Consider the following 12,398-nt stretch of genomic DNA (forward strand, 5'->3'; position numbering starts at 1 on the left):
AGCGATCCCTGACTTTGTTACCTGTATTCCCTTGCCTACGACTATAGCAGCAGTTTACGGCAAATGCGCTGCAAACTCAGGATAAATCGAGAGAAATGGGGCAGGGCGTCTCACTTTGGCAATTATTGCAATGACGAAATGAGCTTGATGCAGATCAATACGGGGCAGGCGGTGCCGGCGTAACCTGAGCTTAATCAAGTTTTACAGGTACAGGAGGCATAGCCATGTATATGGACGCAGTTGTAATCGCCGGAATCGCCACAGTATTGCTGATGATTGGCTTCTTCGTTGGAGTTGGCATCTTCGTCATGAAGGATCAGAAGAGCCATGCTGCTAAAGGAGGAAAGCACCACCAGGGTGGTCATGGCAGCTGACGAACAGACAGCTTTGAAATTGGCGTCCCCTAGGGGGTTCGAACCCCTGTTGCCGCCGTGAAAGGGCGGAGTCCTAGGCCACTAGACGAAGGGGACGCAACGTTTTCAAAAGCTTGCCTCGTCGAGGTGGCGCGTATATTAAGTAAGGTGCCCTGGGCTGTCAACGCTTTTTATTAAAAAAGTTAAGTTCCCACACTTTCCCTCAACGCGGCTTCCAGTTCCGCAAACCGGAATTCAAAACCCTCACGTTTGAGCCGTTCCGGTATCGCCTTCTGACCGGTCAGTAACAGCCCGGCCATTTCCCCCAGCATCAGTTTCAGCGCAGGCGCTGGAGCCGGTATAACGGCTGGGCGGTGTAGAACCTGTGCAAGCGTTCTCGTAAATTCCGCATTGGTGACCGGGTTCGGGCTGACCATATTGTAGGGGCCGCTTGCCGTTGGCGTATCCAGCATCCAGAGCAGGCCGGAAACCACGTCGTCCCTGTGAACCCAGGGCATGTATTGCCGTCCGGAGCCCAGCTTTCCGCCAAGCCCGAGCTTGAAGGGCAGGATCATGCGTTGCAGAAAACCGCCGTTACGGCCGGCCACCACGCCGGTGCGGGACAGGCAAACGCGCACGCCATCAGTTTCAAGCTTCAGTGCCTCCTGTTCCCAGTCCCGGCACAGTTGGTGTGTAAACTCATCATGGGGTTCTGTGTCTTCGGTAACCAGGTGATCCCCCTGGTTACCATAGAAGCCAACAGCGGACCCGGACACAAGAACCTCCGGCATGTTATCCCAGGTTCTGACCACCTCGACCAGAGTGCGGGTAAGATCAATGCGGCTGGCACGAAGCTGTTGCTTGCGGACATGGCTCCATCGTTTGTCGGCAATACCTTCCCCGGCCAGGTTGATAACTGCATCGAAGCCTGGGTGAGCGCGCAATTTTGCAAGATCGTCAGTGACTTCTACCCGGCCGCAGATGGCTCGCACGGAATCCGGTTTCTGTCGGCTAAGGACCGTTAACGCATAACCCCGTTCAATTAGCTGTCTGCACAGTATGTGGCCGATAAACCCTGTGGCGCCGGTGACCAGTATACGTTTGTCCATGGGTTCCCTCCTGCGATCGGAATCCGTCGTTGGTTCTTTGTCAGTGTTCAGAGCGCTCCAGTTCCTCCTTAACCACATCACGGATGGCCAGTCCAAGCCTCGGATTTTTCCCGATTGGTTCAGCCAGGCGGATAGTAACGCCGTGTTCCGCCTCCAGCTTTTCGATCATGGCTGGCACATCTTTTCGCAAGTGGCGGCCCGCAGCGAGAAATAACGGGACGACCGTGAATTGCTCTACGCCTTGCCCTTTGGCCCGGTTCACAATGGTATCCAGTGAGGGTTCTGCCAGTTCCATATAGGCAATGGCTGCGTTCTCGATTGACTCTACGGTCGGCTCGGCCAGTTTCTCGAAGGTTTCGCACCAGCGTGCGTCGCTGCTGCCGTGGGCCAGTAGAATAATCTGGTGTGGTTGGGTCATAACATCTCCGATCTGGTCGTTTGTGTCGATACGACCGTAAACTTGACGACAGTGGGTCGTTTAAAGTGATCCTGACAATCAATGTATCAGGGAGTTGTCAGATGTTCGATTGGAAAGAGCTTCTGGATTTCTGGTTCGGTCAATTAGATGAAAACGGTATTCCTGATCGCGATCATCGCAACCGTTGGTTTCGCAGTGACCGTGCCTTCGATCAGGAAATCCGGCGCCGGTTTCTGTCTCTGGTGCTGTTTGCCTCGGAGCAAGGGTTAGATCACTGGCGTAAAGCCGCCGGAGGCTCGCTTGCTGAGATTCTTCTGCTGGACCAGTTCACCCGTAATATTTTTCGCGGAGGCGCCATGGCCTTTGACAATGACCGGCTGGCCAGGCAGTTGTGCCGTGGCGCAATGCAGCGAGGACAGGATCTGGATCTGCCCCCGGTGCAACGCGCCTTTCTTTATATGCCGCTGCAACACTCCGAGAAGCTGGCTGATCAGGATCTTTCAGTAGAGTGCTATCAGCAGTTGTCTGCCACCACAGATGGCGTTCTGGGAGACTTTCTTGGCAGCTTTCTGCAATCGGCTCGCGATCACCGGGATATTATTGCCCGGTTTGGCCGGTTTCCCCATCGCAACAAGGCCCTGAAGCGCGCCTCCTCGGCGGACGAACTGGCTTATCTTGAAGGTGGGCCACGCTTTGGCCAGTAGAGCTGGCCAGTTTGATGATCGGTTCAACGAATTGGCTGTCGATAACGGGTACACTCATTCACACGCAATAACAAGAAAATCAACGGAGTGAGAACAGGATGTCATCTTCCAACCCGGCGATGTGCGACGGCCCGGGCGCCAATAAACCTATGCACAATGATAACAGGGCCTCAGGGCGGGGTGGCAGAACTACTCGGGCCAAAAGTGAAATCCGGCGTCATGCCATTCTCAAGGCAACCATCCGGGTAGCGGCGAAGGACGGTATCAAAGGTATCAAGCATCGTTCCGTCGCCAGGGAAGCAGGCGTACCCCTGGCAGCAACCACCTATTATTTCCGGGACATCAACGAGTTGATCAGCGATGCCTTCATGCTGTACGCGAAGGAGGCCGGTGCGGAACTGAAAGCCTTCCATGACACCCTGAATCTGGTACTTGATGGTGTGCCTGAGGTGCAATTGCGCCGCGGCGCTGAGTTTCGTCCGGAGCTGTGTCAGCGCCTGACCGACTTTGCCCGGGCCTGGATGCAGGAGCAGTTTACGCGCCGGAGGGAGCAGGTACTGGCAGAGCAGGTGTTTTTGATGGAGGCCCTCAGAGATGACCGTCTGGCCAGGGTCGCTCGTCGTTATCGGCAGTCCTGGATTGATGGTCTCGAGCAGCTCCTGGTGCGACTGGATTCGCCGTGCCCTCGTCAGGACGGTACCCTGATCGTCAATGTAGTGCTGGGTATGAGCTACGATCTGCTGCTGGAAGTGCCCGGCACCGAGGCTGAGGTATTGAGTGCATCCGTGGCCAGAATTGTGCAGTTGGCCCTTGGGGTGGAACCGGAGGACCTGCGAGCACCATGATTATCAGCGGCTGTTAAATTTTTCACGAAAGTGTTGACGGCCCCCGAGTTATCAGTAGAATACGCAGCCGTTGTCAGGCAACGCCCGACAGCAATCAGCGGGAATAGCTCAGTTGGTAGAGCACAACCTTGCCAAGGTTGGGGTCGCGAGTTCGAATCTCGTTTCCCGCTCCAGAATTCGGAAACCCGGCCTCAGGCCGGGTTTCTTCGTTTATAGCCTCGCAAAACCACTCACTACCTCTGTCTCGTCAGTTATACTCGGCAGCCATTTCCTGAATAATCCGGCAACTGAGGAAGGCGAAGCCATGAAGGTGAAAACCCTCTGTATCTACCCGGTCAAATCTTTGGCTGGAATCGAAGTGTCCCGTTTCAGGTTGGATGATTTTGGCCCGCAAGGTGATCGCCGCTGGATGATTGTTGATGGGGATAACCGCTTCGTCACTCAGCGTCGGTTGCCTCAGCTCGCCAATGTTTCAACGGCTCTGCAAGATGGAGTGATCGTTATTGATGTGCCTGGCGAGGGGATTTTCCCTCTCGAGGTGGGCTCTGACGCGGTGGAAGTGACGGTCTGGCGTGATCAGGTGGTGGCCACTGCCGGAGCCGGCCGCGCTGGTGAGGCTTTGAGCCGCTATTGCGGAGAAACGCTCAGGCTGGTTTATATGCCTGATAGCTGTTTCCGGAGGGTGGATCCTGATCGTGTCAGTGCTGAACGCCGAGTGGGTTTTGCCGATGGCTTCCCGTTGCTAGTGGTTAACCAGTCGTCTCTGGATGAGCTCAATTCCCGTCTCGAATCCCCGGTTGATATGCGTCGCTTCAGGCCGAACATTGTGGTTGAGGGGGCGGGGTCCTGGGCGGAAGACACCTGGCGGAGCGTCAGCGTTGGTGAAAGCCGGCTGGATCTTGTCAAACCCTGCTCCCGTTGTGTGATGACCACGGTCAACCCGGATACTGGCGAGAAGGATTCTGCCACTCAGCCCCTCAAGACTCTGGCCAGCTATCGAAAGACCCGGGACGGCGTTATTTTTGGGCAAAATGCCGTGCACCAGAAGCCCGGCGAGATATCTGTGGGCGATGAGGTAACCGTTTTGAATCAGGAGAATTGATACAGTGCCACTGTTAACGCTAGACAGGATTTCGCTCGCCTATGGCATGCATCCATTGCTGGATGAGGCCAGCCTGACCATCGAGCCCGGTGAACGGGTGTGTCTGTTGGGGCGAAACGGTGAGGGGAAATCCACGCTGCTGAAGATCGTCAGCGGGGAAGTGACGCCGGACGGCGGTGTGGTGCGCATGGAAGATGGCTCAGTGCTGTCGGTGTTGCCTCAGAGTTTGCCATCGGACGACACTCGTACGGCCTATGATGTGGTGGCTTCCGCATTTCCGGAAACCGGTGACCTGTTGGCGGAATTCCACCGGCTGTCTCAAAGGGCGGACGAATCCAGTCTTGAGCGTTTGATGAAGGTTCAGGAACGGCTGGAATCTCTGGATGGCTGGCGGCTTGACCAGAAGGTAACCACGATTCTGGGGCAGTATGGAGTGGATCCGGATCGGGTACTGAATACGCTTTCCGGGGGGTGGCAGCGGCGAGTGCTTCTGGCCAGGGCGTTGGTGGCAGACCCGGATATTCTGTTGCTGGATGAGCCAACCAACCATCTGGATGTGCCCGCCATTGCCTGGCTGGAAGAGGCGTTATCGCAGTTCCGGGGGGCCATGTTGTTTGTCAGTCATGACCGTGCCTTTATCCGGCGAATGGCCACTCGCGTCGTGGAGCTGGACCGGGGGCAGCTGGTGAGTTTTGCGGCCAGTTATGACAGATATCTGGAGCTTAAGGAAAAAGCGCTGGAGGAAGAGGAGCGCCAGAACGCGCTTTTCGACAAGCGCCTGAAACAGGAAGAGGCCTGGATCCGCCAGGGTATCAAGGCTCGCCGCACCCGGAATATGGGGCGGGTGAGAGCGCTCAAAGCGATGCGGGAAGAGCACAGGCAACGCCGGGTGAGGGGTGGCACCGCCAGTTTTGCCGTAGAGCTGGCGGATATTTCGGGCAAGCTGGTTGCGGAAGCGAGCAATGCCGGATTCTCTTATGTCGATGGCGAGCCAGTGGTTCGCAATATGGATCTCACCATTCTCCGGGGCGACAAGATCGGACTGGTTGGTGAGAACGGCACGGGCAAGACGACCCTCGTGCGCCTGTTGTTAGGTGAGCTGACACCCACTGAGGGAAGTATTCGGCTGGGAACGAATCTTCAGGTCGCCTACTTTGACCAGCTTCGGGGAGAGCTGGATCTCCAGAGAAATGCGTTGGATAACCTGGCTGAGGGCCGGGAATTCATCGATATCAATGGTCAGAGCAAGCATGTTTTGGGTTATTTGCAGGAATTTCTGTTTACCCCGGAACGGGCACGCTCTCCTGTGCGTGTGTTCTCCGGTGGTGAGCGGGCGAGACTGTTGCTGGCCAAATTGTTCAGTAAGCCAGCCAATATTCTGGTACTGGACGAACCTACCAACGATCTTGACGTCGAAACCCTGGAATTGCTGGAAGAACAGCTTTCAGAGTTCAAGGGTACCGTGATTGTTATCAGTCACGATCGGGAATTTCTCGATAACGTGGTGACCGATACCATCTTCCTGGACGGTTCCGGGGCGGTGATGGAATACGTGGGTGGATACACCGATTGGCGTCGGCAAGGCGGTCGTTTTCCCTCTGAAACATCGGGAAGCCGACTGGACAAACAGGATAAGCGTGATAAACCCGACAGTTCCGCTAAAAAGCCAGGTCAGGATGGCGGTACTGTGGGGCAGTCGGCAAAATCAAAGCCCGTCAAACTGAGCTACAAGCTTAAACTTGAGCTGGAACAATTGCCCGGCAAAATCGAACAACTGGAGCAGCAGGTAGCTGAGCTTCAGGATAAAATTTCTGCACCGGATTTTTATTCAGGCCCACCGGAAGATGTATCGGCCACTCTGGAACAGCTGGCGGAAACGGAGTCTCGCCTGGAGTCGGTGATTGAACGGTGGATGGAGCTGGAAGAACAGGCGAACCAATGAACATAAATTACAATTTCAAATTTCAGGATGGCCGTGATATCGAGTTCAAGGTAACTGGGGAGTCCTCCTCGCCGCCGCAGGGTCAGTCACTGCCGGCCTGGGTTCGTCTCGAACACTGTCAGTGTTCGAACTGCCCGCTGAAGCCTGGCGAGACCCCGTATTGCCCGGCGGCAACCGAGATTCTGCCGGTCGTAGAGGCGTTTCAGGCGGAAGACGCGTATCAGAAAGTGGATGTAACCGTGACGGATGAGCGCCGCTCCTATTTCAAGCAGACGACGCTGGAAGAGGCGTTGCGTTCTCTGCTGGGGCTCAAGATGGCTACCAGTGGCTGCCCTGTGCTTTCGGAGCTCAAGCCGATGGCGCTCCACCACCTGCCGTTTGCCAACAGTGACGAATTTGTGATGCGCAGTGTGGGGTATTATCTGCTTCAACAGCTTTTCGCAAAGCGGAATCAGCAGGAAGCGGACTGGGAACTGAAAGGTCTGGTGGAGCGTAATCAGCGATTACAGCTGGTGAATCAGGCGCTCTGGCAGCGGATACATGCTGTTTGCAAGGGCGACAGTAATCTGAAGGCACTGCTCAACTTTTTCTCAATGGCCTCGAGTGTCAGCGTTTCTCTGGAAAGCCAGCTCAGGAAGCTTCAGGCCAGGATGAAGGGGGAGGGCTAGGGCCGTCCCCCTTCCATCACGAGTCTCAATGAATACGAATGGCCAGTACATCGCACTCCGTGCCGTGAAGAACGCCGTTGGCAGTTGAGCCAAGCAGTAACTGGAAGCCTTTACGGCCATGGCTTCCCACGATCACCAGGTCAACGTTGTGCTCCTTGGCCAGCCGGTGGATTTCCGATTCTGGCCGGCCGACGGTTACCACCTGGTTGGCCGCCGCAATACCATATTCATCCCCATACTTGCCCAGCTGTTCACGAGCGGCTTTGTCCAACTGATCCTGCAGTTCAGACAGATCCATAGGAATATCGCCACCATAGGCGTAGCCAACCGGCTCAACAACGTGAACCAGCAGCAACTCGGCTCCCTGGGCATCGCACATCGCCTTGGCTTTGTTCAGAACCTGTGGTGCCTCTTCAGTCAGATCAATGGCAACCAGCATTTTCTTATAGGTGGACATAACTTAGCGCTCCTTCGTACTTGGGGAATATGTTCAGAATAGTACCGAGAGTATACCGGGGAAAGTGTTTTGTCATGCTGACCGGTATCAACCGGGGGAGGGATTTGGCTGGGGTGAGCTGGCCGCTCACCCCGGAAGAGCGTCAGGCGCTGGCGCGTAGCAGGTCAATAGCGTTGGTCAGGCCTTCAATGATGCCTTTCGAGTAGCGATCAATCACAAAGCCCACGTTGTTCTCGTTGTAGTTGATGTACGAGCTGCGGATGAATTGCCATTTGGAAGCGACATCGTCCAGGGCAGTCTTGAGTTCGCCGTTTGTTGAGCCGGCCCTGAGTGAGGAAAGGAGTTGATCGAATGTCTTGGCCTGCTCGTCGAGCGGAACTTCGCTGGAAGCTCCCTGGAAGGTCTGGGCGACGGACGAGTGCGTTCTGGCGGCATAACGGGCCATCATCTGGGCCATGACCACAGCGGCTGAACGAGCCGACTCAATACGGGTATCCGCCTTAATTCCGCTGCTTTCCTGTGCTACCGAATAGAGCTCGGTAGCCAGGTTATTCATACTCTGGGCCTGGTTTGCCAGGTCGGCCATCAGGCGAAGATCCGGATAGCCCCGGTCGCGTACCTCATTGATGTTGCCGCGCATCAGATTCTTGAACTGGTCGAAGGCCTGGTTCAGTTCCTCAATCTGCTGTTCAGAAAGAACGCCGCTGGTGCTCGCCACTACGGAATTCATGGCGTCGTTGGAGTTATTGATTCCGACAACGATCCGGTTCAGTGTTTCGGTATCGCCGGTCGCACTGAAGCTGTAAAAGGCATCGAGAGCAAGGTAGTTATTGACCCGGAAATCGTGGAGGTCAGACAGAAACTCTGCCCCGGTTTCCTGGGCCTTTGCGCTCAAAGCCGTCAGGGCGAGTAGAATGAACGCGGCAATCAACGACTGGATCCGCAGGCGGGCGTCTTTCATCGGATGAGTCTCCGTAATGCAGTTTTATTATTGTGGACTAAAGTCGTAACCCGAAGTTAAAGTAAGTCTGCCGGCTAATCAAGTAGTTTCCGGCGCTTACAGAGTCAGCTTCCTTTTTTCTGCAGGTTTCATTCAGAAACAAATTGACAAACGCGTCTTTTTTTTTCATCGTGTGCCCTCACGATTCAAACGACTGTATGAATTTTTGGATCGGAAGATCGGGCAGTGACCGAAATCTCGCTGCACAAACAGCCGGCATGGTGGCCAACGCCCGCCGGTTGTCAGCAGTTCCAAACACAGACTGGAGATCAGTTGATGATTTACGAAGGTAAAGCCATCACGGTTAAAGAGATCGAAGGCGGGATCGCTCAGTTGGACTTCGACTTGCAAGGCGAGTCAGTCAACAAGTTCAACCGTCTCACCATCGAAGAACTGGGCGCCGCAGCTGAAGCACTCAAATCCCAGAAGAACCTGAAAGGCCTGGTAGTAACCAGCTCCAAGGACAGCTTCATTGTCGGTGCCGATATCACCGAGTTTACCGAGCTGTTTGCTGGTTCCGAGGAAGACCTCGTGGCCAACAACCTCAGGGCCAACGAAGTATTCAACGCCATTGAAGACCTGCCGTTCCCGACGGTTACCGCTATCAACGGTATCGCTCTGGGCGGTGGTTTCGAAATGTGTCTGGCGACCGACTATCGTGTCATGGCTCCCAAGGCCAAGGTAGGTCTGCCGGAAGTGAAGCTGGGTATCTTCCCGGGCTTTGGCGGTACGGTTCGCCTGTCCCGCCTGGTTGGTGTCGACAATGCGGTTGAGTGGATTGCTGGTGGTACTGAAAACCGCGCTGATGCCGCTCTGAAAACCGGTGCTGTTGACGCTGTTGTTGGCGCTGACAAGTTGGTTGAAGCTGCCGTTGCGATCATCAAGCAGTGCAATGAAGGCAAGCTGGACCACATGGCTCGCCGTGAAGAAAAGAAAGGCAAGATCAAGCTCAATGCCATGGAAAGCATGATGGCATTCGAGATTTCCAAGGCGTTCGTGGCCGGCAAGGCTGGCAAGAACTACCCGGCGCCGGTGGAAGCGATCAAGACCATGCAGAAGCATGCCGGCATGACCCGCGACAAGGCGATTGAGGTAGAGGCCAAAGGCTTTGCCAAGATGGCCAAGACCAACGTTGCCGCGTGTCTGGTTGGTCTGTTCCTGAATGACCAGGCCCTGAAGAAGAAAGCCAGTGCCTGGGAAAAAGAAGCTTCTGATGTGAATCTGGCCGCCGTACTGGGTGCCGGAATCATGGGTGGCGGTGTTGCGTTCCAGTCTGCACTGAAGGGCACACCGATCATTATGAAGGACATCAATCAGGACGGCATCAAGCTGGGTCTGAATGAAGCCAAGAAGCTGCTGTCCAAGCGTGTTGCCAAAGGCAAGATGGACGCCGGCCAGATGGGCGACGTGCTGAACGCGATCACTCCGACCCTCAACTACGGCGACTTCAAGAACGTTGACCTGGTGGTTGAAGCGGTTGTTGAGAATCCGAAGGTCAAAGATGCTGTTCTGCGTGAAACTGAAGATGCAGTTCGCGAAGACACCATTCTTACCTCTAACACCTCCACTATCTCCATCAACCTTCTGGCCAAAAACCTGAAGCGTCCGGAGAACTTCTGTGGCATGCACTTCTTCAACCCGGTGCACATGATGCCGCTGGTTGAGGTTATCCGTGGCGAGAAGACCAGTGACCGGGCTATCGCGACTACGGTTGCCTACGCCAAAGCGATGGGCAAGACCCCGATTGTCGTCAACGACTGCCCGGGCTTCCTGGTTAACCGTGTTCTGTTCCCGTACTTCGGTGGTTTTGCCGCGCTGGTACGTGACGGCGCCGATTTCCAGAAGATCGACAAGGTGATGGAAAAGTTCGGCTGGCCCATGGGCCCGGCTTATCTGCTGGACGTTGTCGGCATGGATACCGCCAAGCACGCCAACGAAGTGATGGCTGACGGTTTCCCAGAGCGCATGAAGGCCGACTTCAAGTCTGCCATTGACGTGATGTTCGAGAACAACCGTTACGGTCAGAAGAACGACAAAGGCTTCTACAAGTACGAAGAAGACAAGAAGGGCAAGCCGAAGAAGGTTGTTGACGAAGAAACCTACAAGCTGATCGAGCCTGTGGTTGACGGCAGCAAAGACTTCGACGAAGAAGAAATCATCGCCCGCATGATGATTCCTCTGTGCCTGGAAACCGTTCGCTGCCTGGAAGACAACATTGTTGAAGACCCGGCCGATGCAGACATGGGCCTGATCTACGGTATCGGCTTCCCTCCGTTCCGTGGTGGTGCATTGCGCTACATCGACGACATGGGCGTCGACAAGTTCGTCGAACTGGCAGACAAGTACGCAGATCTTGGCCCGCTGTACGCGCCGACCGAGAAGCTGCGTGAAATGGCCAAGACTGGCAAGAAGTTCTTTGGCTAACCCTAACGAGATTTCCGAACGGAGAAAGATCTATGAGCCTTAATCCGAGAGACGTTGTCGTCGTCGATTGCGTGCGGACTCCGATGGGTCGTGCCAAAAACGGCTGTTTCCGCAACGTACGTGCCGAGACTTTGTCGGCTGCGCTGATTGAAGCACTGTTTGAGCGCAACCCGAAGCTCGACCCGAAAGAAGTAGAAGATGTGATCTGGGGCTGTGTAAACCAGACCAAGGAGCAGGGCTTTAACGTGGCGCGGCAGATTTCCCTGCTGACCCGTATCCCCCACGAGTCTGCTGCCCAGACCGTAAACCGTCTGTGTGGTTCCGCCATGAGCGCTATCCACACCGCGGCGCAGGCTATCCAGACTGGTAACGGTGATGTGTTCCTGGTCGGTGGTGTTGAGCACATGGGCCACGTACCCATGACTGAGGGTTTCGACCACAACCCGGCTGCTTCCAAGTACTCCGCCAAGGCGTCCAACATGATGGGCCTGACCGCGGAAATGCTGGCCAAGATGCACGGTATCACCCGTGAGCAGCAGGACGAGTTCGGCGCCCGCTCCCATCGCCTCGCCCATGAAGCCACTCAGGAAGGTCGTTTCAAGAACGAAATCGTTCCGATTGAAGGTCACGACGAGAACGGCTTTGTGAAGCTGATCGAAGAAGACGAGACCATTCGTCCGGAAACCACAGCTGAGTCCCTTGGCCAGCTGCGCCCGGCGTTCGATCCGAAAAATGGTACGGTGACTGCCGGTACCTCTTCCCAGTTGACCGATGGTGCGTCTGCCATGGTGCTGATGTCCGCCGAGCGGGCAGAAGCTCTGGGTCTGACCCCGATTGCCAAGATCCGCAGCATGGCCGTGGCTGGTTGCGATCCCGCGATCATGGGTTACGGCCCGGTACCGGCCACCAAGAAGGCCCTGAAGCGTGCAGGCCTGAAAGTTGAAGATATCGACTTCTGGGAACTGAACGAGGCCTTTGCTGGCCAGTCCCTGCCGGTTCTGAAAGACCTGAAACTGCTGGGCGTCATGGAAGAGAAGGTGAACCTGAACGGCGGCGCGATTGCTCTTGGCCATCCGCTGGGCTGCTCCGGTGCCCGTATCTCCACCACACTGCTGAATATCATGCAGGCCAAAGGCGGTAAGCTTGGTGTATCCACCATGTGTATCGGTCTTGGTCAGGGCATTGCCACTGTGTGGGAGCGTATCTGATCAGGAGTATCTGATTAGTGAGCTCAGTCAGGAGGCCCGGCATATGCCGGGCCTTCCTGTTTCCGGACGCGCAAAATGCGACGGAACCCGGAAAAAAGGCTGATTGAAATCAAAGAATGGGTTGTCTTGCCAATCTTGACCCTGTAAAACAGTGAGCCTATACAGAAT

At 55.5% G+C, this 12,398-nt stretch carries 12 protein-coding genes and 2 tRNA genes; 9 read left to right on the forward strand and 5 right to left on the reverse strand.

Translation table 11 applies throughout. From position 1 onward, the window contains the following. Positions 1-224 precede the first annotated feature (224 nt). On the forward strand, positions 225-374 hold the full coding sequence (gene ccoM / locus Q674_RS41655) for a cytochrome c oxidase subunit CcoM (protein ID WP_022992482.1): 150 nt from the start codon (positions 225-227) through the stop codon (positions 372-374). 20 nt (positions 375-394) lie between these two features. On the opposite strand, the gene Q674_RS25720 is transcribed toward ccoM, so the two are convergent. The 3 genes from Q674_RS25720 to Q674_RS25730 all read right to left on the reverse strand — a co-directional run bounded on the left by Q674_RS25720 (position 395) and on the right by Q674_RS25730 (position 1,880). Next, positions 395-470, reverse strand: a tRNA-Glu gene (locus Q674_RS25720). Between the two features lie 86 nt (positions 471-556). Next, a complete protein-coding gene (locus Q674_RS25725; RefSeq protein WP_023008215.1) occupies positions 557-1,462 on the reverse strand; it encodes a TIGR01777 family oxidoreductase in 906 nt (301 codons plus the stop codon). Between the two features lie 40 nt (positions 1,463-1,502). Continuing rightward, positions 1,503-1,880 carry a sirohydrochlorin chelatase gene (locus tag Q674_RS25730; RefSeq protein ID WP_022992480.1) on the reverse strand — a complete coding sequence of 126 codons (378 nt, stop codon included), beginning with the start codon at positions 1,878-1,880 and terminating at the stop codon, positions 1,503-1,505. A gap of 101 nt (positions 1,881-1,981) precedes the next feature. Here Q674_RS25730 and Q674_RS25735 point away from each other — a divergent pair, with 101 nt between their 5' ends. The 6 genes from Q674_RS25735 to Q674_RS25760 all read left to right on the forward strand — a co-directional run bounded on the left by Q674_RS25735 (position 1,982) and on the right by Q674_RS25760 (position 7,141). After that, entirely contained in the window at positions 1,982-2,584 is a 603-nt protein-coding gene (locus tag Q674_RS25735; RefSeq protein WP_022992479.1) for a DUF924 family protein, read from the forward strand. A 98-nt stretch (positions 2,585-2,682) separates the two neighbouring features. Beyond that, positions 2,683-3,429: a TetR/AcrR family transcriptional regulator gene (locus Q674_RS25740; RefSeq protein WP_031209830.1), complete on the forward strand. Its 747-nt coding sequence runs from the start codon at positions 2,683-2,685 to the stop codon at positions 3,427-3,429. Positions 3,430-3,526: 97 nt separating this feature from the next. Continuing rightward, positions 3,527-3,602 (forward strand) — tRNA-Gly (locus Q674_RS25745). 131 nt (positions 3,603-3,733) lie between these two features. After that, complete coding sequence (locus Q674_RS25750) at positions 3,734-4,531, forward strand: MOSC domain-containing protein (protein WP_023008217.1); 798 nt, start codon at positions 3,734-3,736, stop codon at positions 4,529-4,531. Positions 4,532-4,535: 4 nt separating this feature from the next. Beyond that, complete coding sequence (locus tag Q674_RS25755; RefSeq protein ID WP_031209832.1) at positions 4,536-6,473, forward strand: ATP-binding cassette domain-containing protein; 1,938 nt, start codon at positions 4,536-4,538, stop codon at positions 6,471-6,473. Beyond that, entirely contained in the window at positions 6,470-7,141 is a 672-nt protein-coding gene (locus Q674_RS25760) for a DUF6901 family protein (protein WP_022992475.1), read from the forward strand. Before Q674_RS25755 ends, Q674_RS25760 begins: the two co-directional genes overlap by 4 nt. A 25-nt stretch (positions 7,142-7,166) precedes the next feature. Here Q674_RS25760 and Q674_RS25765 read toward each other — a convergent pair whose 3' ends face one another. Next, complete coding sequence (locus Q674_RS25765; protein WP_011784651.1) at positions 7,167-7,598, reverse strand: universal stress protein; 432 nt, start codon at positions 7,596-7,598, stop codon at positions 7,167-7,169. Positions 7,599-7,740: 142 nt separating this feature from the next. Beyond that, positions 7,741-8,559 carry a hypothetical protein gene (locus Q674_RS25770; protein WP_023008218.1) on the reverse strand — a complete coding sequence of 273 codons (819 nt, stop codon included), beginning with the start codon at positions 8,557-8,559 and terminating at the stop codon, positions 7,741-7,743. A gap of 315 nt (positions 8,560-8,874) precedes the next feature. Between Q674_RS25770 and fadB the strand changes: the two genes are divergently transcribed. Continuing rightward, complete coding sequence (gene fadB / locus Q674_RS25775; protein WP_014421724.1) at positions 8,875-11,022, forward strand: fatty acid oxidation complex subunit alpha FadB; 2,148 nt, start codon at positions 8,875-8,877, stop codon at positions 11,020-11,022. A gap of 32 nt (positions 11,023-11,054) precedes the next feature. Further along, positions 11,055-12,230, forward strand: a complete 1,176-nt coding sequence (gene fadA, locus Q674_RS25780; protein ID WP_011784654.1) for an acetyl-CoA C-acyltransferase FadA — start codon at positions 11,055-11,057, stop codon at positions 12,228-12,230. Positions 12,231-12,398 lie beyond the last annotated feature (168 nt).

Source organism: Marinobacter sp. EVN1 (assembly GCF_000475375.1).
GTDB classification, from domain to species: Bacteria; Pseudomonadota; Gammaproteobacteria; order Pseudomonadales; family Oleiphilaceae; genus Marinobacter; species Marinobacter nauticus.